This is a genomic window from Arthrobacter sp. TJ-254, from assembly GCF_058269175.1.
On sequence record NZ_JBZCNF010000005.1, the window covers coordinates 328,691 to 352,213 of the forward strand.

General features: G+C 67.3%; 20 protein-coding genes. 5 read left to right on the forward strand and 15 right to left on the reverse strand.

Going from position 1 to position 23,523, the window contains the following annotated elements; all coding sequences use genetic code 11:
• Window positions 1-476 precede the first annotated feature (476 nt).
• A complete protein-coding gene (locus AC4D14_RS15885) occupies window positions 477-2,612 on the forward strand; it encodes an acyltransferase family protein (RefSeq protein ID WP_490903617.1) in 2,136 nt (711 codons plus the stop codon).
• Window positions 2,613-2,704: 92 nt separating this feature from the next.
• Here AC4D14_RS15885 and AC4D14_RS15890 read toward each other — a convergent pair whose 3' ends face one another.
• Window positions 2,705-5,713 (reverse strand): bifunctional [glutamine synthetase] adenylyltransferase/[glutamine synthetase]-adenylyl-L-tyrosine phosphorylase, encoded by a 3,009-nt coding sequence (locus AC4D14_RS15890; protein ID WP_490903618.1) that lies wholly within the window; start codon window positions 5,711-5,713, stop codon window positions 2,705-2,707.
• Window positions 5,714-5,736: 23 nt separating this feature from the next.
• Window positions 5,737-7,077, reverse strand: coding sequence for a type I glutamate--ammonia ligase (gene glnA, locus AC4D14_RS15895; protein ID WP_490903619.1), 1,341 nt, complete (start codon window positions 7,075-7,077; stop codon window positions 5,737-5,739).
• Window positions 7,078-7,287: 210 nt separating this feature from the next.
• On the opposite strand from glnA, the gene panB reads away from it, so the two are divergent.
• On the forward strand, window positions 7,288-8,163 hold the full coding sequence (panB, locus tag AC4D14_RS15900; protein ID WP_490903620.1) for a 3-methyl-2-oxobutanoate hydroxymethyltransferase: 876 nt from the start codon (window positions 7,288-7,290) through the stop codon (window positions 8,161-8,163).
• Between the two features lie 20 nt (window positions 8,164-8,183).
• Here the strand turns inward: panB and AC4D14_RS15905 are convergent, their stop codons facing one another.
• Window positions 8,184-8,354 carry an SPOR domain-containing protein gene (locus AC4D14_RS15905; protein ID WP_490903703.1) on the reverse strand — a complete coding sequence of 57 codons (171 nt, stop codon included), beginning with the start codon at window positions 8,352-8,354 and terminating at the stop codon, window positions 8,184-8,186.
• A gap of 85 nt (window positions 8,355-8,439) precedes the next feature.
• Between AC4D14_RS15905 and map the strand changes: the two genes are divergently transcribed.
• Window positions 8,440-9,318 (forward strand): type I methionyl aminopeptidase, encoded by an 879-nt coding sequence (gene map, locus AC4D14_RS15910; protein ID WP_490903621.1) that lies wholly within the window; start codon window positions 8,440-8,442, stop codon window positions 9,316-9,318.
• Between the two features lie 96 nt (window positions 9,319-9,414).
• On the forward strand, window positions 9,415-10,239 hold the full coding sequence (gene ppgK / locus AC4D14_RS15915) for a polyphosphate--glucose phosphotransferase (protein ID WP_490903622.1): 825 nt from the start codon (window positions 9,415-9,417) through the stop codon (window positions 10,237-10,239).
• A 63-nt stretch (window positions 10,240-10,302) separates the two neighbouring features.
• Here ppgK and nrdR read toward each other — a convergent pair whose 3' ends face one another.
• The 3 genes from nrdR to AC4D14_RS15930 form a co-directional block, all read right to left on the reverse strand.
• Window positions 10,303-10,800, reverse strand: coding sequence for a transcriptional regulator NrdR (gene nrdR / locus AC4D14_RS15920; protein ID WP_490903623.1), 498 nt, complete (start codon window positions 10,798-10,800; stop codon window positions 10,303-10,305).
• A 114-nt stretch (window positions 10,801-10,914) separates the two neighbouring features.
• Entirely contained in the window at window positions 10,915-12,273 is a 1,359-nt protein-coding gene (gene hisD / locus AC4D14_RS15925) for a histidinol dehydrogenase (protein ID WP_490903624.1), read from the reverse strand.
• 58 nt (window positions 12,274-12,331) lie between these two features.
• A complete protein-coding gene (locus AC4D14_RS15930; protein WP_490903625.1) occupies window positions 12,332-12,865 on the reverse strand; it encodes a hypothetical protein in 534 nt (177 codons plus the stop codon).
• 115 nt (window positions 12,866-12,980) lie between these two features.
• Between AC4D14_RS15930 and AC4D14_RS15935 the strand changes: the two genes are divergently transcribed.
• Window positions 12,981-13,496, forward strand: a complete 516-nt coding sequence (locus AC4D14_RS15935) for a flavin reductase family protein (RefSeq protein WP_490903626.1) — start codon at window positions 12,981-12,983, stop codon at window positions 13,494-13,496.
• A gap of 7 nt (window positions 13,497-13,503) precedes the next feature.
• Here AC4D14_RS15935 and dnaE read toward each other — a convergent pair whose 3' ends face one another.
• The 9 genes from dnaE to ftsZ all read right to left on the reverse strand — a co-directional run bounded on the left by dnaE (window position 13,504) and on the right by ftsZ (window position 23,327).
• Window positions 13,504-17,043 (reverse strand): DNA polymerase III subunit alpha, encoded by a 3,540-nt coding sequence (gene dnaE, locus AC4D14_RS15940; protein ID WP_490903627.1) that lies wholly within the window; start codon window positions 17,041-17,043, stop codon window positions 13,504-13,506.
• 55 nt (window positions 17,044-17,098) lie between these two features.
• Window positions 17,099-18,049, reverse strand: a complete 951-nt coding sequence (locus AC4D14_RS15945) for an RluA family pseudouridine synthase (protein WP_490903628.1) — start codon at window positions 18,047-18,049, stop codon at window positions 17,099-17,101.
• Window positions 18,039-18,689 carry a signal peptidase II gene (lspA, locus tag AC4D14_RS15950; protein WP_490903629.1) on the reverse strand — a complete coding sequence of 217 codons (651 nt, stop codon included), beginning with the start codon at window positions 18,687-18,689 and terminating at the stop codon, window positions 18,039-18,041. The genes AC4D14_RS15945 and lspA overlap by 11 nt, the downstream gene beginning before the upstream one ends.
• A gap of 184 nt (window positions 18,690-18,873) precedes the next feature.
• Window positions 18,874-19,527, reverse strand: coding sequence for a DivIVA domain-containing protein (locus AC4D14_RS15955; protein WP_490903630.1), 654 nt, complete (start codon window positions 19,525-19,527; stop codon window positions 18,874-18,876).
• A gap of 145 nt (window positions 19,528-19,672) precedes the next feature.
• Complete coding sequence (locus tag AC4D14_RS15960) at window positions 19,673-19,966, reverse strand: YggT family protein (RefSeq protein WP_490903631.1); 294 nt, start codon at window positions 19,964-19,966, stop codon at window positions 19,673-19,675.
• A 55-nt stretch (window positions 19,967-20,021) separates the two neighbouring features.
• On the reverse strand, window positions 20,022-20,537 hold the full coding sequence (locus tag AC4D14_RS15965; RefSeq protein WP_490903632.1) for a cell division protein SepF: 516 nt from the start codon (window positions 20,535-20,537) through the stop codon (window positions 20,022-20,024).
• 98 nt (window positions 20,538-20,635) lie between these two features.
• The gene (locus AC4D14_RS15970) at window positions 20,636-21,400 is read right to left on the reverse strand and encodes a YggS family pyridoxal phosphate-dependent enzyme (protein ID WP_490903633.1); all 765 of its coding nucleotides are present in this window, start codon (window positions 21,398-21,400) and stop codon (window positions 20,636-20,638) included.
• Window positions 21,397-22,110 carry a purine nucleoside phosphorylase YfiH/LACC1 family protein gene (locus tag AC4D14_RS15975; RefSeq protein WP_490903634.1) on the reverse strand — a complete coding sequence of 238 codons (714 nt, stop codon included), beginning with the start codon at window positions 22,108-22,110 and terminating at the stop codon, window positions 21,397-21,399. The genes AC4D14_RS15970 and AC4D14_RS15975 overlap by 4 nt, the downstream gene beginning before the upstream one ends.
• Before the next feature lie 20 nt (window positions 22,111-22,130).
• Complete coding sequence (gene ftsZ, locus AC4D14_RS15980) at window positions 22,131-23,327, reverse strand: cell division protein FtsZ (protein ID WP_490903635.1); 1,197 nt, start codon at window positions 23,325-23,327, stop codon at window positions 22,131-22,133.
• Between the last annotated feature and the right edge of the window lie 196 nt (window positions 23,328-23,523).

Below are 23,523 nucleotides of genomic sequence, written 5' to 3' on the forward strand. Positions count from 1 at the left end.
AATCCCCTATTCAATGAACGCCCGCGGGAGCGGGGCATTGCCGACCCTACGGACGGTGAGAAGACCGCGGCAATGAAAAAACGTTGCTTTTGGAACTATCAAGTAGTGGATTTCCCATTAACGAGTAATTACCGTGGGCACCAAGTAATTACCGCCGGACTAAGGCAGTCGGCAGGCGAAGGGTGCTGAACGCCGGGGAAGGAGTGGATCCCCGGCGAGCTGGCTGCCGTCCCGCGGAGCGGGGCGTGCGCCGTTGGCGTCCAAAGCAGGCTGGCGACACGGGCATCGTGGGGTCCCGAGGCCGGGAAGCGTTCTTGTCTATACTCGTTTCGTCATCAAAAGGACTTGCACCCGCCCGGAAAACTACTCGGACGGTGGTGAGGCTTACGTCGTATCGCGCTGCCTGATTCACCCCCCTGAATTTTCGTACTCGCTCCTTTTCGTCCCGACACCCCAGCCCGACGAAGGGAGCCCCGATGATCAATAACGCCGTGCTGACGCAGCAGCGACCACGCCGGGCAGCGGCCGCCAAGGCCCCACGGAAAGACATCCAAGCGCTCCGGGCAATCGCAGTGGGCCTTGTGGTGATCAACCACCTCTGGCCTTCCCGGCTTCCGGGCGGCTATATCGGGGTTGACGTGTTTTTCGTCATTTCCGGTTTCCTCATCTCCAAGCACCTCCTCGGGGAGCTTGAACGCACGGGCCGGGTCCGGTTGACCGCCTTCTACGTCCGGCGGATCAAACGGCTCCTGCCCGCTGCACTCACCGTCTCGCTTGCCTCCCTCGCCGCCGCCTGGGTGTTCCTGCCCTTTCCACGGTGGACCACGATTGCCCAGGAAACGATTGCCGCAACCGTCTACCTCGAGAACTGGCTTTTGGCGGCGAAATCGATCGACTATTCCGCCGAGAATGCGGCGGCCACGACGGTCCAGCATTACTGGTCGCTTTCGGTGGAGGAACAGTTCTACCTGATCTGGCCGGTATTCCTGCTCGGGTTATTCCTTTTCGCGCACCGATTTCGCCTGCGGAAGGCACCGATCGTTCGTATTGGGCTGGCCCTGGCAGGAATTGCCTCACTCATTTTCTGCATCTACTTCACTTACGCAAGTCGAAGTGAAGCATATTTCGTGACACCGGCCCGGGTGTGGGAATTCGCGGCCGGAGGGCTGCTGGGCACGCTTGGTTCATCGGTCGTCTCCTCCTACCGCCGTGACGGGCGTCTGCGGCTGAGCGGGGCGGCGCAGTGGCTCGGCTGCGGGCTGATCCTCTTCTCCGCGCTGACCTTCAACGAGGAGACCCTCTTTCCAGGGGCGGCAGCACTCGTCCCGGTTACGGGCACCATGCTGGTGCTGTGGTCGGGGCCGCGTTCCCCCCGTTGGTCGCCCAACGCACTCCTGTCGGCCAGACCGGTGCAGTTCCTCGGGGATATCTCCTACTCCCTCTACCTGTGGCACTGGCCGCTGATCGTGCTCGCGCCAGGCATCCTGGACCGGGACCTCGGCCGGTGGGACAAGCTGATGCTCCTGGGCGCCTCGGTGGTGCTCGCCGTGCTGACCAAGAAGCTCATCGAGGATCCGGGGCGGACAAGGCTGCTCGCCCATTCACCCCACCGCCGCATCCTGGTGCTGACCGCTGCGGCGATGGCAGTTGTGTCGGTGGTCTCCAGTGCAATGGTGATCAATGCTGGCGGATTGCAGCGAGCCCAGAGCGCCGCACTGGACAAGGCCTCGGGCGGGCCGTGTTTCGGAGCCAAGAGCCTCACCGCCGGCAAGAACTGCCCCGATCCGTTTGGTCCGCCCGAAGTGGCCGAGGTGAGCGCCGCAGATGCGCCGTGGAGCACCGCGCCCGGGTGCAAGTCGGCAAGTGATCCTCTTGTCGTCAGTGAAACCAAGCTGCTGACCGAGTGCGACTTCTCCAAGGGTGCGGAAAACCCGGTGACGGTGTGGCTTGTGGGCGACTCCCACGCCGAGCACTGGCAGTCGGTGGTAACCGAACTTGCCCGCCAGAACAACTGGTCACTGAAGAGGAGCTTCTTCCCCGGGTGCCCGATCGTTGATGCGAGGAGAATCGCGTTCAAGGGCACTCCCGTGAATGATCCGAAGTTCGACGACAAGTGCGGGAAATGGGGTAGGGCTGTTTCGGAGCGGATCACGGCGGAAAAGCCTGACATGGTCTTCGTCTCCTCCTTCGGCGCAGGTGAAACGATCGACGACGGCAGCGGCCGCCCCCAGCTTGAGCAGTACCGCACGGGGTTTGCGAACCGGATCACGCCGTGGGCCGACGGCGGCAGCGACGTCTACGTGGTGCGCGACACTCCCCTCACCCTTGACCGCACCACAGCCGAGTGCCTCTCCAAGAACCCGGACACCCCGCGCAACTGTTCCACGGAAGGCTCGGAAGCCCTCGCCGTCGACCCTCTTGCCGAGGCGGCACGGGCTGAAGGATCAAGCAGGATCAAGGTGCTCGACCTCTCCGACCAGTTCTGCCCGGGAGGCCGCTGCTATGCCGCGATCGGCGGCGTCCAGGTCTACTTCGATGAGGACCACGTGACGGGCACGTACATGCGCTCGCTCATCCCGGAGTTCGCCAGGCGCTTCGACGCCGTGCGCTGACGCGCATGCCCACCGAACGGACCTGTTCGGTGGGCATGTCGCGCCCTGCCCAGCGATCGTCCTTAGCCGGTGGGCAGAAACGCCGGTGAACGTCAGGTGCCGTAGAAGTTGCGGTCGAAGATGGCCCTGCTCCGGCGGGTGAGCCGGAGGTAGTCCTCTTCGAGGACCGCGCCCTGCCCCGAGCCGTAGCCGCACCACCGCGCCACGGCCTCAAGGTCCCGGCGGGAGGACGGTAGCAGGTCCGAGTGGCGCCCGTTCCAGATCACGTTCGCCGCACGCACCCGGCTGGCCAGCAGCCAGCTCTTGCGCAGCGTTCCGACGTCAGCGGCCGGGAGCAGCCCGGCCGCCTCGATGGCGGCCATCGCCTCGAGGGTTGACGGAGTTCGCAGCTCGGGAAGGTCGGCGGCGTGCTGCAGCTGCAGGAGCTGGATGAGCCACTCGACGTCGCTGAGCCCTCCCCTGCCGAGCTTCAGGTGCCGTGAGGGGTCGGCGCCGCGGGGCAGGCGTTCGGCCTCCATGCGGGCCTTGATCCTGCGGATTTCGCGCACATCCGCCTGGCCGAGGGTCCGCGGATAGCGGATCGGGTCGATCAGCGCCATGAAGTCGGCGGCGAGCTCGTCGCTGCCGGCCAGCGGACGTGCCCGGAGCAGCGCCTGCGCTTCCCAGATGAGCGACCACCGCTTGTAGTACTCCCGGAACGAATCCAGGGAACGCACCAGTGGCCCCTGCCGGCCCTCAGGGCGCAGCGCGGCATCGATCTCGAGCACCCGTTCCGCCATCACCGGCGGCTTGCAGGGCTGGGTGAGGTAGGAGCCGAGCTGTCCCACAACCTTCTCCGCCTGGCGCTGCGCGGCCGCTTCGTCGGAACCGGGATGCGGGCGGTGGACATAGAGGACGTCGGCGTCGGACCCGTAGGTGATCTCGCGACCACCCTGGCGCCCCATCGCCACCACGACGACGTCGGTGATGCGCTCCTCGGCGCTGAACACCGCGTTCTCGGCGACGTGCAGGGCCCCGAGCACCGCGGCGCGGTCGGCATCGGCCAGCGCGTTGCCCACCTCCGCCTGGGTGAGCAGGCCGGCGCTGTCGGCGACCGCGATGCGCAGCAGTTCACGGCGGCGGATGAGCCGGATCAGCCGCATCGCTCCCTGCGGGTCCGGATGCCGGGACATCTTCGACCGGATTTCCTGCCACTGGGAGTCGAAGCTCTCGGGCATGAGCTCCGGGTCCGAGCCGAGCCACTTCGTTGACTCAGGGGAGACCTCGAGCAGGTCGGTGATGAACCGGCTTGAGGAAAGCACGTTGCAGAGCCGTTCCGCTGCCGCCTTCGAGTCGCGCAGCATGCCCAGGTACCAGTGGCTTTCGCCGAGCGACTCGCTGAGCCGGCGGAATCCGAGGAGCCCGGCGTCGGGGTCGACGCCCTCGGCGAACCAGCCCAGCAGGATCGGCAGCAGCTGCCGCTGGAGGACGGCGCGGCGCCGGATCCCTGCCGTGAGCGCCTCGATGTGGCGCATTGCGCCCTTGGGGTCGGAGTAGCCGAGGGCAGCGAGGCGCGCCTGCGCCGCCTCCGGGGTCAGCTTCACGTCCTCGAGGCTGAGGTTCGCCGCGGTATTGAGCAGGGGCCGGTAGAAAATCGATTCGTGAAGGCGCTGGACGAGCCGGCGCGTCCGCTGCCACTTGTCGAGAAGGCTCTGCGCCGTCGGGCGGACGGTGACCATCGATCCCTCGGAGGAGCGGGCGAGGGCGCGTCGGGAGGCGTCGTCGTCGGGCATCAGGTGGGTGCGGCGCATCTGGGTGAGCTGGATGCGGTGCTCCAGAACCCGCAGGTAGCGGTAGGCGTCGCCGAAATGAAGCGCGTCGGCGCGTCCGATGTATCCGGCGGTGCTGAGCGCGGCGATTGCCGAAACGGTGTCGCGCACCCGCAGGCTCTCATCCGCCCGGCCGTGCACGAGCTGCAGCAGCTGGACGGTGAACTCGACGTCGCGCAGGCCGCCGCTGCCGAGCTTGAGCTGCTTGGCTTCCTCGTGCTTGGGGATGTTGTCGGTCACCCGGCGGCGCATGGCCTGGACCGATTCGACGAAGCCCTCACGTTCGGAGGAGGTCCACACAAGTGGTGCAACGGCTTCCTCGTAGCGGCGACCGAGGTCTCGGTCCCCCGCGACGGCCCGGGCCTTGAGCAGCGCCTGGAATTCCCAGGTGTGCGCCCACCGCCCGTAGTAGCTCATGTGGGATTCGAGGGTGCGCACGAGCGGGCCGTCCCTGCCTTCGGGCCGCAGGTTGGCGTCGACCTCCCAGAGCGCGGGTTCGGGCCCTGGCGAGTAGACCCCGCGGGAGATGCCGCTGGCGAGGCCGGTGCCGATGCGGACCGCCCGGGCCTCCTCGAGCCCTGGCGCATCGATCACGTAGATCACGTCGACGTCCGAGATGTAGTTTAGCTCCCCCGCGCCGCACTTGCCCATGCCGATGACGGCGAGGCTCACGGCTGCGACGTCGTCGTGCCCGTAGGTTTCGGCAAGCTCGGCGCGGGCAACGGCAAGGGAGGCTTCGAGGGCGGCGGCGGCCATGTCCGCGAGCTCGCGGGCTGCAACGGGCAGGTAGTCGACGGGAAACGGATGGGAGAGGTCCCGCACGGCAAGCTCGGTCAGGTGCCTTCGGTACCGCACGCGCAGCTGCAGCTGCGCCTCGGGACCGGTGAGCGCGGCGACCGGCGTATCGGAGGAGGGATCGGCACCGACCGACTCCAGCAGCGACGCGCGGAGGCGCTCGGCGGGCACCGGGGCCGCGCTCGGGCCGGGCGCCTGGACCGCGTCGAGGTGTTCGGGGCGGCGCATCAGGAACTCGGCCAGCGCCTCCGAGGCGCCCAGCAGCCGGAACAGGGCCGTGGTGCGCGCCGAATCGGCCCCGATCATGCCGGCCAGTGACGGCTGGACGGCGAGCAGGCGCACGCATGACTGGAGGGCCAGGTCGGGATTGGCGGCGTTGGTCAGCGCGCCGAAGAGCACTTCCTCATCGATGCCGGAAAGCTCCGGGGCATCAAGGAACCGCGTGCTCTTCTCCAGGTCTGTGAACCCGGAACTGATCAGTTTCCTCGTCAGGCTCATGCGTACCCCACGTCCGGTTCCGGTTAGAGGATCCCCAGGTTGCGGCGCAGCTCGTAGGGAGTAACCTCGATGCGGTAATCGTGCCATTCCGCACGCTTGTTGCGCAGGAAATTCTCGAAAACCTGCTCTCCGAGGATCGACGCGACAAGCTCGGAATCCTCCATGGCCCGGATGGCGTCGTGGAGGCTCGCCGGCAGCGGGTCGTGGCCCATGGCGCGCCGCTCCGCCGGGGTGAGGCTCCACACGTCCTCCTCGGCTGCCAACGGAAGCTCGTACCCTTCCTCGATGCCCTTCAGGCCGGCGCCGAGCAGCACCGAGTACGCGAGGTAGGGGTTCGCCGCGGAGTCGATCCCGCGGTATTCAACCCGCGCGGACTGGCCCTTGTTCGGCTTGTACAAGGGAATCCGCACCAGCGCGGAACGGTTGTTGTGCCCCCAGGACAGGTAGCTTGGCGCCTCGCCGCCGCCCCACAGGCGCTTGTAGGAGTTGACGAACTGGTTTGTCACGGCCGTGAACTCCGGTGCGTGCCGGAGGATGCCGGCGATGAACTGCCGTGCGGTCTTGGACAGCTGAAACTCGGCGCCTGCTTCGAAGAACGCGTTCGAGTCCCCTTCGAAGAGGGAGAAGTGGGTGTGCATGCCGGAGCCCGGGTGCTGGGAGAACGGCTTCGGCATGAACGTCGCATAGCTGTCCTGGGTGAGCGCGACCTCCTTGATGACGGTGCGGAACGTCATGATGTTGTCCGCCGTCTGCAGGGCGTCGGCATAGCGCAGGTCGATCTCGTTCTGGCCCGGCCCGCCCTCGTGGTGGCTGAACTCGACGCTGATGCCGACCGACTCCAGCATTGCCACGGCCGTGCGGCGGAAATCCTGGGCCACACCGCCGGGCACGTGGTCGAAGTAGCCGGCCTGATCGACGGGGACCGGCTGCCCGTCCGGACCGAGGTCCGCGGACTTCAGGAGGTAGAACTCGATCTCCGGGTGCGTGTAGCAGGTGAAACCCATATCGGCGGCCTTGGCGAGGGTCTTCTTCAGCACCCCGCGCGGGTCGGCCGTCGACGGCTGGCCGTCGGGGGTGAGGATGTCGCAGAACATGCGCGAGGTCTGTTCCTTCTCTCCCCGCCAGGGCAGGATCTGGAACGTCGAGGGATCGGGCTGGGCAAGCATGTCGGATTCGAAGACCCGGGCAAGCCCTTCGATTGAGGACCCGTCGAACCCGAGGCCCTCCTCGAACGCGCCCTCGACCTCCGCCGGAGCCAGCGCGACCGACTTCAGGGAACCGACGACGTCGGTGAACCAGAGCCGCACAAACCGTACGTCCCGCTCCTCGATCGTGCGCAGTACAAATTCCTGCTGCCGGTTCATCAAGTCCCTCTTCCTACCGCCGCTGTTTCCGTCTCCTGCCGAAACCGGTCCCCTTCCTGCGCGGGAACCCACGGTTCACTCTACTGACACCGGAGCGGGAAAGCCTTCCACCGCGGCGCGTTCCCCGGGGTGCGGCCCAGGACCGCGTCCGGAACACTGCTCGATCAGCGGGCATCGGATGCCCCACCGGTGTGAAGTAGGCTCGGGTTTATGAGTTCCGCAGAGATTCCAGCCCCCTACGGTTCGGGCCCATCGGCTTCAGCAGAGAACGCGGCGGGAACCGCGCTGCCGGTCCGGAAGATCCGCACCCACCACCTGCGGCAGGCCAAGGCCGAGGGCAGACGTTTCGCGATGCTCACGGCGTACGACCAGTATGCGGCGCAGATCTTCGACGAGGCCGGGGTCGAGGTGCTGCTTGTCGGTGACTCCGCGGCCAACAATGTTCTGGGCCACGCGACTACACTGCCCATCACGCTCGATGAGATGGTGCTGTTCTCCCGCGCCGTCAGCTCATCGGCCAAGCGTGCGCTCGTCGTCGCGGACCTCCCCTTCGGCAGCTACGAGGTTTCACCGGCACAGGCCGTCCAGTCGTCGGTGCGCCTCCTGAAGGAGGGCGGGGTCCACGCCGTCAAGATGGAGGGCGGCGCCGAGTTCGCCGAGACGGTGGCGGCGCTCGTCAAGGCCGGCATCCCCGTCATGGCCCATGTCGGCTTCACGCCCCAGAGCGAGCACTCCCTCGGAGGTTACCGGGTGCAGGGCCGGGGGGACGCGGCACGCAAGGTTATCGACGACGCGGTCGCACTCGCCGAGGCGGGGGCGTTCAGCGTGCTGATGGAGATGGTGCCGGCGGACGTCGCCGCCGAGGTCGACGCAGCGGTTGAGGTTCCCACGATCGGCATCGGGGCGGGGGCCGCGACAACGGGCCAGGTGCTCGTCTGGCAGGACATGGCCGGTCTTCGCGGCGGCAGGCAGGCGAAGTTCGTCAAGCAGTTCGCCGACGTCCGCTCGATGCTGGCGCAGGCGGCTGCAACCTATGCCGACGAGGTGCGCGCGGGAACGTTCCCCGGACCCGAGCACTCCTTCTAGCGCCGGGGCCGTGACCGGCGCTAGAAGGAGTCCTCCTCGTCGGCGTCCCACGCCCGGTTGCGCTGCTGGACCTTCTCGAGCGCGCGTTCGGCCTCTTCGCGGGTTTCATACGGCCCGATCAGCTGCCGCCAGTCGGATTGGGCGTCGACCTCGACCTCGTGGGTGCGGACATTGAACCAGTACTGGGGCACCGTCTTCTCCTTACGCGTCATTGAGCGAAACCGACCGCAGGCCCGGCTTTCAGCTCTGAACCCTACCGCCTATAAGATCAAGGGTATGTCCCACTCTCCTGCGACCGCACCCGTTGGAACACTCCGGCGCGGCACGGTCAGCCCACGGCTCGCAGTACCCGCAGGTATCAAGCGCCCCGAGTATGTCGGGCGCAAGGCGCCCGTCCCGTTCACCGGCTCAGAGGTGAAAAGCCCGGAGATCATCGAGAAGATCCGCAGGGCGAGCAGGCTCGCCGCGCAGGCCGTCGCCGAGGTGGGCCGGCACGCGCAGCCCGGGGTCACAACCGATGAACTGGACCGAATCGGCCACGAGTTCCTCGTCGGCCACGGCGCCTACCCCTCGACCCTTGGCTACCGCGGGTACCCCAAGTCGATCTGTGCCTCGCTGAACGAAGTGATCTGCCACGGGATCCCCGACAGCACCGTCCTCCAGGACGGCGACATCCTCAACATCGACATCACCGCATACCTCGACGGCGTCCACGGAGACACGAATTCAACCTTCCTCGTCGGCGACGTCGACGAAGAATCGCGGCTCCTCGTCGAAAGGACCAAGGAGGCCCTGAACCGCGCCATCAAGGCTGTGGCGCCGGGCCGGGAGATCAACGTCATCGGGCGGACCATCGAGTCGTACGCCCGCCGTTTCGGCTACGGAGTGGTGCGGGACTTCACGGGGCACGGCGTCGGCGAGGCCTTCCACACCGGGCTGATCATTCCGCACTACGACGCGGCGCCTGCGTACAACCGCGTGATGGAGGCGGGAATGGTCTTCACGATCGAGCCGATGCTGACCCTTGGCACGATCGACTGGGACATGTGGCCTGATGACTGGACAGTGCTCACCAAGGACCGCAAGCGCACCGCCCAGTTCGAACACACGCTGCTTGTCACCGACACCGGCGCGGAAATCCTCACCCTCCCCTGAGTTTTCGCCCGCGCGCTGGACGCCGGGCACCCGACCACCCAACGGCAGGATCCGGCGCAGCCGCCGGGCCGGCCATCGACCTACACCTGGAGAAGCATGGCCAAGGACATCGAGAAGAAGAAGCTCGGCAAGAAGCTGCCCGCCACCGTCATTGGTGTCGATATCGGCGGAACCGGCATCAAGGGCGGCATCGTTGACCTGGTGAAGGGGGAGATCGTCGGCGAGCGGTACCGCATTCCGACCCCCCAGCCCGCAACTCCCGAGGCGGTTGCGGCGGTGGTGGCGGAGATCGTCGCCGAGCTCTCCTCACGTCCCGAAGGGCCCGGCCCCGAGGTGCCGGTGGGCGTGACCTTCCCGGCCATCATCCAGCACGGCGTCGCCCGCTCCGCGGCCAACGTCGACAAGAGCTGGGTCGACACCGATGTCGATGCCCTGTTCACCCGGGTCCTTGGCCGCAACGTGCATGTCATCAACGACGCCGACGCCGCCGGCCTCGCCGAGGTCCGCTACGGCGCCGGAAAGGGCGTTGCCGGCACCGTCTTGGTGATCACCCTGGGCACGGGGATCGGCTCGGCCTTCATCTTCGACGGACAGCTGGTTCCCAACGCTGAACTGGGCCACCTCGAGATTGACGGGTTCGACGCCGAATCGAAGGCGTCAGCCGTGGCCCGGGAGCGCGACGGCATCGGCTGGGACGAGTACGCGGTGCGCCTGCAGCGGTACTTCTCCCACGTCGAGTTCCTCTTCTCCCCCGAACTGTTCATCGTCGGCGGCGGAATCTCCAAGCGCAGCTCCGAGTACCTTCCGGCGCTGAAGCTGCGCACCCCCATCATTCCGGCTCAGCTGAAGAACCAGGCCGGGATCATCGGCGGTGCGCTCCAGGCGGCGCTGCTGCTGGCTCCGGCGACCACCAAGAAGTAGGAGTGGAACCGGTGGTGGCGTCGGCTTCCCCTCCGCAGCCACCACCGGGGTTGATGGGCCGCCTCAGTGGGCGGTCAGCGGCCGTTGCGCCCCACTGGGCACCGCCGCCGTTTCCTGCTGCTGCTCGCGCAGGGTGCTGATCGCCTCTTCGAAGTCCTCAAGCGACTCGAAGCCCTGGTAGACGCTGGCGAAGCGCAGGTAGGCGATCTGGTCGAGCTTGCGAAGCGGTCCGAGGATCGCCAGGCCCACCTCGTGGGCGTCGATTTCGGCAACGCCGCTTGCCCGGACGGATTCTTCGACTTCCTGGGCAAGCAGGGCGAGGTCGTCTTCGGTAACCGGACGGCCCTGGCAGGCCTTGCGCACCCCGTTGATCACCTTGCCGCGGCTGAAGGGCTCACCTGCCCCGGAGCGCTTGATGACGCTGAGGCTTGTCGTTTCGACGGTGCTGAACCGGCGCCCGCATCCCGGACACTGGCGGCGGCGGCGGATCGCCGAGCCGTCGTCGGCCAGGCGGCTGTCCACAACCCGCGAATCGGCGTTGCGGCAATAGGGGCAGTGCATAATATGCTCCAATCTCCGCTCTTGGCCCGCAGGTTCCGGCGAGCCGCTGTGCGGACCGGATACAGCAAGTTTAGAAGCAGATATGGGTAAACTACAAGCGTGTTACTACCACATCTAGTAGCTGCGGCCCGGGAAGCGGGCCCTGACCGCGTCGCCGTGGGCGGGCAGGTCTTCGGCGGCGGAGAGCGCAACGATTGAGGCGCTGACCTCCTCCAGGGCCGTCCTGTCGTAGTCCACGAGCTGGAGCGACTTGAGGAAAGTGGTGGTGTTGAGGCCGGAGGCGAACGCCGCGGTTCCCCCGGTGGGCAGGACGTGGTTCGAGCCGGCGCAGTAGTCACCGAGGCTCACGGGGCTGTAACTGCCGAGGAAGACGGCCCCCGCGTTGCGGATCCGGGCCGCCGCAGCGGCAGGATCGGCGGTGTGGATCTCCAGGTGTTCGGCGGCATAGGCGTTGCAGACGTCGATTCCGGCGTCGACGGTGTCAACGAGGATCACCCCGGACTGGGGTCCGCCGAGCGCGGTCCGCACCCGGTCCGCGTGCTTCGTGGCCGCCGCCTGCACGCCGAGCTCCCGGCGCACCGCAGCGGCGAGCTCCGGGTCGTCGGTGATCAGCACCGATGCGGCCTGGGGGTCGTGCTCGGCCTGGCTCACCAGGTCTGCCGCAACCAGCACCGGATCGGCGGAGGAGTCGGCGAGGATCGCGATCTCGGTGGTTCCCGCTTCGGAGTCGATGCCGACCACGCCGCGGACGAGGCGCTTGGCCGTTGCCACGAAGACGTTGCCCGGTCCGGTGATCATCTGCACCGGCTCGATGGCTTCCTGGCCCGAAGCTCCCCCGATGCCGTACGCGAACGCCGCAACCGCCTGCGCACCGCCGATGGCGTAGACCTCCTCGATGCCGAGCATTGCCGCAGCGGCCAGGATCACCGGATGCGGCAGGCCTCCCCACTCCTTCTGGGGCGGAGAGGCGAGGGCGATCGACGGCACGCCGGCGGCCTGGGCGGGGACGACGTTCATGACCACCGACGACGGATACACGGCGAGCCCCCCGGGCACGTAGAGCCCAACACGGTCCACCGGCACCCAGCGGGAGGTCAGGGTCGCCCCCGGGGCGATGCCGACAGTGACATCGGCGGGGACCTGGGCCGCGGCGAACACGCGCGCCCTGGCGATCGCCTCGTAGAGGGCATCGCGCACCGAAGGGTCGAGGGAGGCCAGCGCGTCACGGAGGGCCGCCTGCGGAACGCGCGGGTGATCCTGCTCGACGCCGTCGAACCTCTGGGCGAGTTCGCGCAGCGCCGGCAGGCCCCGGGTGCGGACGTCATCAAGGATCCGGCTCACGGCCGCCTCGGAGGAGTGTTCGCTGGCTGCGGCGCGCGGCAGAATCCTGCGAAGCTCACCTGCGCTCAGCGGCCTGCCCCGGAGGTCGAGGGTCCGGAAGGCATCAAAGGCGGGGGCGGTTGAGGATTCCACCTTTGAAGTCTACCGGCGCCCGCCGGCACGCCCGAAAGCCGGGCTCCCCCGCTGCGGGCTAGCTGCGGCTGCTGCGCCCCACAAGGCTGAAGAGCACGGCGAAGAAGACGATGCCGGCGACGGTGGCCGGCCAGATGGCGGCCACTCCGGGCGAGCGCAGCAGGAACGAGGATCCGGGCAGCGCGCTGTTGCCGTGCGGGCCGGCCAGGACGGCGAGGGACTGCCCCGTGAACACCGCGGCGGCCGAGCCGAGGACCGACCCTCCCACCGCGGCGGCGATGCGCGCGGCAACTCCGGGCAGCTCAAGGCGGGCGGCGAGGAGCATTCCCACAACCACACCGGCCGCGGCTTCGAGGCCTGCGAGGGTGAGGTCGCGCAGCAGCCATGAGTCGGGGCTCAGCGGATCGCCGAAGAGGAACCCGCCCGGAGCGCCGAGCCACCACACCACGCCGAGGAGCACGCCCAGCACCACGGCCGACCCGGCCCACCAGAGCAGCGTCGCGGGCGGCACGGCGGTCCGGTCCTCGGCAAGCGCATACACTGCGGGCGGATAGGTGCCGGAACGGGAAGCGGGCTGACGGGCGGGGCGCATGACTTCTACATTAACAAAGAGCGGAGCCTCCGCCTGACCCGCCTAGGGTGGACAGGGTGCGCCCGGCAGCGGGCGCAGCCATATTGAATCGGGTCGCAACAAGCGGAGGACCAACGTGAACGATCAGACCGCTCTTGAAAACCCTGCGCAGTACGGGCAGGCGTTCCGCCAGGTGTTTCGGCGCCACGCGGCGGGGGTTGCCGTCGTGACCGCCTCGTATAACGGAATGCCGTTCGGCTTCACCGCGACCTCGCTCGCGTCGCTGTCGGCGGACCCGCCGCGCTTCACCTTCAACATGGCACGCACGTCGTCGTCGTGGCCGGCGGTGGCGAACACGAACTTCGTGGGTGTCCACATGCTGGCCCAGGACCACGAGGGGCTGGCCGAGCGGTTCGCCCGCACGTCCGACCGGTTCAGCGGGGACCACTGGAGCCCGGGCCCGGAGGGGGTCCCGCTGCTGCATGGGGTGTCGGGCTGGCTTGTGGGCCGGATCTCGCTGCGGCTGTCCTTCGAGAACAACGCGGTGGTTGTGGCAGAGGTCGTTGCCGGCGCGGTCGGCGTCGACGGCGTTCCCCTCCTGTACTCGGGCGGGAGCTACGCCACCCCCGCAGCCACCGAGTACACCATCTGAAGCAGCCTCAGGCGTCGAGGCAGGCCGGCCCGAGCAGCACCTTGAGGTCACCGAACAGTGACGGTGTCGGGTTCACCCGCAGGTCGACGCCGAGCTTCATCACCTCGATCTTCCGTGAGCCGTTGAGCCGGATCAGCACCTCGCTGGTCCCGGGGTGGGTCCGCAGGACCTCGCCCAGGGCGGTGACCGCGGCTTCGGTGGCCTTGTGCTGGGCCATTGAGATCACGACCGGGCCGGAGTGGCCCTCGCTGAGGTCGGGCACCGTGAGTTCCTGCGCGTTGAGCATCACCGCGCCGTCGTCCCTGCGCTGGAGGCGTCCGCGCACGACGACGATGAGGTCCTCCGCGAGCACCGCCGAGATCGGCCCGTACACCTGGCCGAAGAACATGACCTCCATCGAGCCGGCGAGGTCCTCAACCTCCGCCCGGGCGTAGGCGTTGCCGCTGTTCTTGGCGATCCGGCGCTGCAGGGAGGTGATCATTCCCGCGATTGTTACGATCGCGCCGTCGGCCGGCCCCTCGTCGCTGAGGATCGAGGGGATGGAGGAGTCGGCGTGCTGGCTGAGGATCCCCTCGAGGCCCTGCAGCGGGTGGTCCGACACGTAGAGGCCGAGCATGTCGCGCTCGAAGGAGAGCTTGTCCTTCTTGTCCCACTCGGGCAGGTCGGGCACCTCGACGGACAGGCTGCTGCCGGCGCCGGGGTCGTCGAAGGCGCTGAACAGGTCGAACTGGTTGGCCGCTTCGTTGCGCTTGAGCACGATGACCGAGTCGACGGCCTCCTCGTGGATCATCGCAAGCGCCCGGCGGGGGTGCTTGAGGGAGTCGAAGGCACCGGCCTTGATGAGCGATTCGATGGTGCGCTTGTTGCAGACGACGGCGGGGACCTTCTGCAGGAAGTCGCTGAAGGAGGTGAAGGCGCCCTTCTCGGTGCGGGCGGCGACCATCGCGCCGACCACGTTCGCGCCGACGTTGCGGATGGCGCCCATGCCGAAGCGGATGTCGGTGCCGACGGGGGTGAAGTTGACGCTCGACTCGTTGACGTCCGGGGGCAGGACGGTGATGCCCATCCTGCGGCACTCGTTGAGGTAGATCGCCAGCTTGTCCTTGTCGTCGCCGACGCTGGTGAGCAGGGCCGCCATGTACTCGGCCGGGTGGTGGGCCTTGAGGTAGGCGGTCCAGTAGGAGATCAGCCCGTAGGCGGCGGTGTGGGCCTTGTTGAACGCATAGTCGGAGAAGGACTCAAGGACGGTCCACAGCTTGTCCATTGCGGCCTGGGAGTAGCCGTTCTCCTTCATGCCCGCGAAGAAGTCGGCCTGCTGCTTGTCCAGCTCGGACTTCTTCTTCTTGCCCATGGCGCGCCGGAGCATGTCCGCCTGGCCGAGGGTGAAGTTCGCCAGCTTCTGGGCCGCGGACATCACCTGCTCCTGGTAGACGATCAGGCCGTAGGTGCCGCCGAGGATCTCTTCGAGCGGGCCTTCGAGCTCGGGGTGGATCGGCTCGATCTCCTGCAGCCCGTTCTTGCGCAGCGCGTAGTTGGTGTGCGAGTTAACGCCCATGGGGCCGGGGCGGTAGAGCGCGAGCACCGCGGAGATGTCTTCGAAGTTGTCGGGGCGCATGAGCTTGAGCAGGGAGCGCATCGGCCCGCCGTCGAGCTGGAACACCCCAAGGGTGTCACCGCGCGCCAGCAGCTCGTAGGACGCCTTGTCGTCGAGCTCGAGGTCCTCGAGCACCAGGTCGATGTCCTTGTTCGCCTTGATGTTCTCAACGGCGTCGGTGATGATCGTGAGGTTTCTCAGCCCCAGGAAGTCCATCTTGATCAGTCCGAGCCCCTCGCAGGTGGGGTAGTCGAACTGGGTGATGATCTGGCCGTCCTGGTCACGGCGCATGATCGGGATGATGTCGATCAGCGGGTCCGAGGACATGATGACGCCGGCGGCGTGGACGCCCCACTGGCGCTTCAGGCCTTCAAGGCCCAGCGCCGTCTCGAACACCTTTGACGAATCGGGGTCGGCCTTGAGCAGCTCGCGCAGCTCCTCCGCCTCCGAGTAGCGCTTGGCGTTCTTGTTGTGCACATCGGCAAGGGCAAGGCCCTTGCCCATGACGTCCGGCGGCATGGCCTTGGTCAGGCGCTCCCCGGTCGAGAACGGGTAGCCCATCACGCGGGAGGAGTCCTTCAGGGCCTGCTTGGCCTTGATCGTCCCGTAGGTCACGATCATTGCGACACGCTCGTCGCCGTACTTCTCGGTGACGTAGCGGATCACCTCGGAGCGGCGACGATCATCGAAGTCGACGTCGAAGTCGGGCATGGAGACGCGCTCGGGGTTGAGGAATCGCTCGAAGATCAGCCCGTGCTTGAGCGGGTCGAGGTCGGTGATGCGCATGGCGTACGCCACCATTGAACCGGCGCCGGAGCCGCGGCCGGGGCCCACCCGGATGCCGTTGTTCTTGGCCCAGTTGATGAAGTCGGCAACGACAAGGAAGTAGCCGGGGAATCCCATCTGGGTGATGACGCCCACCTCGAACTCGGCCTGCTTGCGCACGTCGTCCGGGATGCCCGCCGGGTACCTGTACGCGAGGCCCGTCTCGACCTCCTTGACGAACCAGGACTGCTCGTTTTCCCCCTCGGGCACGGGGAACCGGGGCATGTAGTTGGCCTTGGTGTTGAATTCGACGTCGCAGCGCTCGGCGATGAGCAGCGTGTTGTCGCAGGCCTCGGGGTAGTCGCGGAAGATGGCCCGCATCTCGGCGGGCGACTTGAGGTAGAACTCGTCGGCGTCGAACTTGAACCGCTTGGGATCGGCGAGCGTGGAGCCGGACTGGACGCACAGGAGCGCAGCGTGCGCCTTGGAATCCTCCGCGTGGGTGTAGTGGAGGTCGTTCGTTGCGACAAGCGGCAGGCCCAGTTCGCGGGCGAGCTTGATGAGGTCGGCCTGGACGTTGCGCTCGATGTCGAGCCCGTGGTCCATCAGCTCGCAGAAGTAGTTCTCGGCGCCGAAGATGTCGCGGAAGTCCGAGGCGGCCTGCATGGCCTCCCGGTACAGGCCGAGGCGCAGCTTCGTCTGGACCTCACCCGAGGGGCAGCCCGTGCTGGCGATGAGGCCCTTGCCGTAGGTCTGCAGCAGGTCGCGGTCCATGCGGGGCTTGTAGAGGTAGCCCTCGAGGGAGGCCAGCGACGACATCCGGAACAGGTTGTGCATTCCCTCGGTCGACTCCGACCACAGGGTCATGTGCGTGTAGGCACCGGCGCCGGAGACGTCGTCGCGCCCTCCCCCGCCCCACTGCACGCGGGTGCGGTCGGTGCGGGCGGTGCCCGGGGTGAGGTACGCCTCGACGCCGATGATGGGCTTGATGCCGGCGCTGCGCGCCTTGCTCCAGAAGTCGAACGCCCCGAACACGAAACCGTGGTCGGTGGTGGCCAGCGCGCTCATGCCGAGCTCTTCGGTGTGGCTGAAAAGGTCGGTCAGCCTCGCCGCTCCGTCGAGCATCGAGTACTCGGTGTGATTGTGAAGGTGGACGAAGGACGGATCTGCTGCAGCTGTTGAACCCACCGTTCCATTCTAGGCCAGCCGGGTTCCCCGGAGCCCCACGGCCGTCCCTGGCGTGTTAGTCGCGGCCGCCGGAAAGCGCCCCGAGCGCATAGGCGAGGTCGAGCGGATAAGGGCTCTCACACACCACGGGCTCCCCGGTGCGCGGGTGCTCGAAGCTGAGCCGGTGGGCGTGCAGCCACTGCCGGGTCAGCCCGAGTTCCGCGGCGAGGCGCGGGTCGGCGCCGTAGGTGAGATCGCCCACGCAGGGGTGGCGCAGGGCGGAGAAGTGGACGCGGATCTGGTGGGTCCTGCCGGTTTCGAGGTGGACCTCGACAAGGCTCGCCCGGCCGAACGCCTCAAGCACCTGGTAGTGGGTGATCGAGGGACGCCCGTCCTCCAGAACGGCGAAGCGCCAGTCGTGCGCCGGGTGCCGTCCGATGGGGGCGTCGATCGTGCCTTCGAGCGGGTCGGGCAGGCCCTGCACGACGGCGTGGTAGACCTTGCCCACAGTGCGCTCCTTGAAGGCGCGCTTCAGGGCGGTGTAGGCGGGTTCGGTCTTCGCGACGACCATTGCGCCGGAGGTGCCGACGTCGAGCCGGTGGACGATGCCCGCGCGCTCCGGTGCGCCGGAGGTTGAGATCCGGAAGCCTGCAGCGGCCAGTGCGCCGACGACGGTGGGGCCCACCCAGCCCGGAGAGGGATGGGCGGCAACACCTACGGGCTTGTCGACGACAACGAAGTCGTCGTCGTCAAGGAGGATGCCCATGCCTTCGACCGCTTCCGGAATCACCCGCAGCGGGTCGGTCGGGTCGGGGACGACGACGGAGAGTTCGGCGCCGGCGCTCACGCGGTCGGCCTTGGCCAGGGTTTCACCGCTGCGGCTCACCCTCCCGTCGGCGGCCCAAGCGGCGGCCACGGACCGGGACACGCCGGCGAGCCGGGCAAGCGCGGCGTCGGTGCGGGAACCGGCGAGATCGTCGGGGACGGTGAACACTGCCGGCTTGCCCTGTTTGGCGTCAGCGCTCATCCGGGCCCTCCGTTGTGCCCGTCCCGGGGCCGGTGGCTGTGCCCGTCGCGGTGCCGTCGGCCGCTTCGGCCTGGTCGTTGCTGCGCCGGCCGTCCATGCCGATGCCGCGGAGGGTCAGCAGGCAGATCAGGATTACGCCGCTGACGACGGCGGAGTCGGCGATGTTGAAGATGGCGAAGTTGGGCAGGGCGATGAAGTCGACAACGTGACCCTGCCCGAAGGACGGTTCGCGGAAGATCCTGTCGGTCAGGTTGCCCAGCGCTCCCCCGAGGACAAGGCCGAGCGCGACGGCCCAGCCCCAGGAGGCGACCTTGCGGATCTGCGAGATGATCGCGGCCGAGACAAGCACCATGACGATCGTGAACAGCCAGGTGACGTTGGTGCCGATGGAGAACGCGGCGCCGGGGTTGCGGATGAAGTGCCAGTTGAGCAGCGGCGGCAGCACCTCCGTCACCTGACCCTCGGTCATCGATGCGACAACCCATGCCTTGGTCAGCTGGTCGAAGATGTATGCGGTGAGGGTGCACAGGCACAGCAGGACCGCGTAGCGGGCCCTGAGCCGCTTGCTGTGCGTGGCTGCGCTGCGGTCTGACCGCTTCTGCCCCGCCTGGGTTCCGTCTGCCGGGATGTGCTCGCTCATAGTGCTTTCGTGCCTGGTGCATATGCTTCCGCACGGCGGCGGCATGTACGCGGTGGATGTTGATTTATCGTTTCCAACGTTACGGCAAAGGCCGGCCGCCGGGTTCCCCCGTCGGCCGGCCTTCATCCGGTACCGTTTCCGCTCCGCCGTCGGGGAACCCCGCCGGCGGGCCAGTCAGATCCGCTTAGGCGTCGGCGGTTTCGGAAGCCACCGAACCGCGCGAATCGAGGTCGCGCAGCTGGCCCTCGATGTAGGCCTTAAGGCGTGAGCGGTAGTCCCGCTCGAAGCTGCGGAGCTGCTCAACCTTGCGCTCGAGCACTGTCTTCTGCTGCTCCAGGGCGCCGAGGACCTTGCGGCTCTTGTTCTGGGCGTCGTTGACGAGGCTGCTTGCCTCGATCTGCGCTTCGGCAATGATCTTGTCGCGCTGCTCCACGCCCGCGTTGACGTATTCGTCGTGAAGGCGCTGCGCCATGGCGAGGACACCCGCTGCGGATTCCGCGGATCCGGCGCCGGCCGGTGCCGGGGAGACGACAGTTGCAGGCACTGAAGCGGCGTCGTCGGCCTTGGCCTCGACCTTGACGGGCTCGGGCTTCTCTTCTTCCCGGACCTCTTCGGTCTTGGTGCTGGCCGCGACAGGGGCGGGAACCGCAGTGTTCTGCGACATGCCCGAGGGTGCCTCGGCGAGCTTGCGGCGCAGTTCCTCGTTTTCCTGGTTCAGACGGCGCAGTTCGACGACGATCTCGTCGAGGAAATCATCTACCTCGTCCTGGTCGTAGCCTTCACGAAACTTAGTGGGCTGAAACCTTTTGTTGACAACATCTTCTGGCGTCAGGGCCATCTGGTCACCTCATAGTGGATAAAGGACTGGCCTGCCGTGAGGCAGCCAAGCCTGCGGTACCGAATTGGGAAATGAACCACGTGATTCACATCAATATGTGATTCAGCGTATATCTTTTAGGACTCGAAGACTAAACGGTGTCGGGCTACGGTGTTGCGAGGCCCTGGGAGACCGCCATGAGGATCACGACGGCGATGAACAAAACGAGGAAGGCCAGGTCAAGCGACACCCCGCCGATGCGCAGCGGCGGGATGAACCGGCGCAGGGCACGAATGGGCGGGTCGGTGACGGCGTAGACGCCGGTGGCCGCAACGAGGGCGAGCTTCCGCGGGCGCCACTCCCTGGCGAAAATCTGGACGGCGTCGTACACAATCCTGATGATCAATGCCACCTGAAACAGCATTAACACCAGGTAAATCAAGGCAAATACCAAACTCACGTTCCAGTCCTTAGGGCCTTATATCGATGCGGCAGGCTCGGACGGGCAGACAGTGTCAGCTTTGGTTGAAGAAACTTGTCTGCGCCTCGCTGGCCTTCTGGTCTTCGCCCAGGACTTCAATATACGACGGCGACAGCAGGAACACCTTATTGGTGACCCTTTCGATGCTGCCGTGGAGCCCGAACACGAGGCCGGCGGAGAAATCAACGAGGCGCTTGGCGTCGGACTCCCCCATGTCGGTGACGTTCATGATCACCGGGATGCCGTCGCGGAAGCTCTCACCGATCACCTTGGCGTCGTTGTACGAGCGGGGGTGGACCGTGGTGATCTGGCGCAGGACTGCGGCGTCCTCTCGTGGAGACTGTACCCGCTTGATCGGGGTGACCGGGGCGCGGTATTCCTCGCTGGGTACGCTCTTGGCGGCCGGTGCGGGATCGGGGCGGCGCTCGTCACGGTCATAATCCACTGAGTAATCCTCGTTCCTGTTCAAGCTTTTCGGCTCTGGCTCGTAGTGCTCGTCACCATCGGCGAGCCCAAGGTAAATCATTGTCTTGCGCAGTGCGCCAGCCATGGTAACTCCTGTCATTGAGAGAGTGGACAACTGTGGTCAGACCTGGAGCCGAAACCCGCCTCCGCGGCGCGGGTCGCACTACCGTTCCAGCTGAGACGCTACCGCAACGCCGGACGTGGACCGAGTACATCAGAACCAATCCGCAGGTGTGTCGCGCCGGCCGCAACGGCCGCCTCGAGGTCGCCGCTCATCCCCGCGGAAACCGCCGCAGCCGAGGGGTGGGCTGCACGTACCCGTTCCGAAATGAGCGCGAGCCGGGCGAAGGCCTCGTGCGGGTCCCCGCAGAGGGGAGCCACGGCCATCACCCCTTTCAGTTCAAGGCCCTCGGCGGCGTCGACGGCCGCGGCCAGGCCCGGGACGTCCGCGGGTGCCGCGCCGCCCCTGCCGGAGGTTCCAGCCGCCGGGGAATCGAGGTCCACCTGGAGGAAACAGCCAAGCGGCGCTCGGGGAGGCTCCCCGGCGCCGGCCCGCCGGGCCGCGTCGGCTGCCACAGCGTTGGCCAGCGCCGTAATGAGCTGTTCCCTGTCCACCGAGTGGACCGCCGCGGCGTAACGGATGACCGACTTGGCCTTGTTCTTCTGGAGCTGGCCGATGAAATGCCAATTGAGGGGAAGGTCGGCGGTTTCAGCTGCCTTTGCCGCCGCCTCCTGGTCGCGGTTCTCCCCGACGTCCCGGATCCCGAGCTCATAGAGGGCACGGACGTCGGAAGCCGGGAAGAACTTGGTGACAACGATCAGCTCGGGCTGCGTCCGCCGTCCGGCGGCGGCGCACGCCTCCGTGATCCGCCTGCGCACCGCTGCAAGGCGCTCGGCGAGGACGGCGGCCCGGGCGCCCGGGTCGGCTGCGGGATCGGCACCGCTCACGAGCGCCACACCAGCCCTGCGATGCGGCCGGCGCCGGGCTCGCGCCGGTGCGAGTAGAGCTTGGCGTTCTCGAAGGTGCAGCCTGCGGCGGTCGGGATCGGGCTCTCCACGACGACGCCCTCCGCCTGCAGCTGCGCCCGCACCGCGGCGGGAAGGTCGAGGCCCGCGGTTCCCCTCCGGGTCGTGGAGCGTGCCGCCGGCACAAGGGCCGAAACTTCGTCGGCCATGTCCTGGGGCACCTCATAGCAGGCTCCGCAGACGGCGGGGCCGATCCACGCCGCGAGGTCCCCGGCCCCGCGGGCACGGAGGCGTCCCACGGCGTTGGCGACAATCCCGAGCTGGACGCCCTTTCGTCCGGCATGGACGACGGCGGTAGCCCGCCCGTCCGGATCGGCAAGGACCACCGGCACGCAGTCGGCGACGAGCACGGCAAGGGGTTCTGTTCCGTCCGGGCTCACCAGGGCGTCCGCTTCAGGAGGCCCACCGGCACGGCCGGGTCCGGCGGAGCCGCCGGTTTCGGCAACGATATTCGAATGGATCTGGCTCATGAACCTCAGGCCGCCCTCGGGCACGCCGATGAAGCGCTCAAGCCGCTCGCGGCTGGCCGCGGCACTCGCCCGGTCGCCCACGGAGAGTGAGAGGTTTCCCGCCCCGACATCAGTGAAGGCGACGTGCAGCCCGGGCCGCACGTCGCCGCGCCACAAGAACATTCTTCGCGCCGGCGGTTCCGCTACTTCAGGAAGTCCGGCACATCGAGGTCGTCCGAGCGCCCGCTTGAGAGATCGGGCTCGACCACCGCGGGGAGGTCGACGTCGAATCCGGCGTCGGCGGGCACAGCGTTCGACTGCTGGTAGCGCTGCTGCGACCAGGTGCCGAGCCCGGCGGAGGCCGGCGCCGACTGTACCGGGCGTCCGGAGTCGCTTCCGACAGTCGGCGCCGCGGCGGGCTTGACCGCGGGAACCGCCGGCTGGCTTGTTGCATCGACCTGATCGAAGCCGGCGGCGATGACCGTGACCCGCGCCTCGTCGCCGAGGGCGTCGTCGATCACCGCACCGAAGATGATGTTCGCTTCGGGGTGTGCCACTTCCTGGACCAGGCGCGCGGCTTCGTTGATCTCGAAGAGGCCGAGGTCAGATCCGCCCTGGATGGAGAGCAGAACGCCGTGGGCGCCGTCGATCGAGGCTTCAAGCAGCGGCGAGGCAATGGCGAGTTCGGCGGCCTTGACGGCGCGGTCTTCGCCGCGTGCCGAACCGATGCCCATGAGGGCCGAGCCCGCACCCTGCATGACGGACTTGACGTCGGCGAAGTCGAGGTTGATCAGGCCGGGGGTGGTGATCAGGTCGGTGATGCCCTGGACACCCGAGAGCAGCACCTGGTCGGCCGAGCGGAACGCGTCGAGCATCGACACGTTGCGGTCGCTGATCGACAGCAGCCGGTCGTTGGGGATCACGATGAGGGTGTCGACTTCGTCACGCAGCGTATCGATGCCGGATTCGGCCTGGTTGGACCTGCGGCGGCCTTCGAAGGTGAACGGCCTGGTGACGACGCCGATGGTCAGCGCGCCGAGGGACCGCGCGATGCGGGCAACGACGGGCGCGCCGCCGGTGCCGGTGCCGCCGCCCTCGCCTGCGGTCACGAAGACCATGTCAGCGCCGCGCAGCACCTCTTCGATCTCCTCGGAGTGGTCCTCTGCGGCCCGGCGGCCGACCTCCGGATCGGCGCCGGCGCCAAGACCGCGGGTAAGTTCCCGGCCGACGTCGAGCTTCACATCGGCGTCGCTCATCAGCAGCGCCTGCGCGTCGGTGTTGATAGCGATGAACTCCACGCCGCGGAGTCCCACCTCGATCATCCGGTTGATGGCGTTTACGCCGCCCCCGCCGATGCCGACGACCTTGATGACGGCCAAGTAATTCTGCGGTGCTGCCACGTCCTGTGTCCCTTGTTCGAATCTGTGCACTGTCTTGGGTCCATCCGGCCGAAACCGGTGTCAACCTTCACCCGGCAAACGTTAACCCTCTGGTTGAGAGTTAATGTTATGTCAAGTAACTCCTACTTGAGACGCTATGGGCACCGGAAGCCAACTGCAATGACCGGTGCCGCGTGTCGCCTTGTTTCTTTCGTTA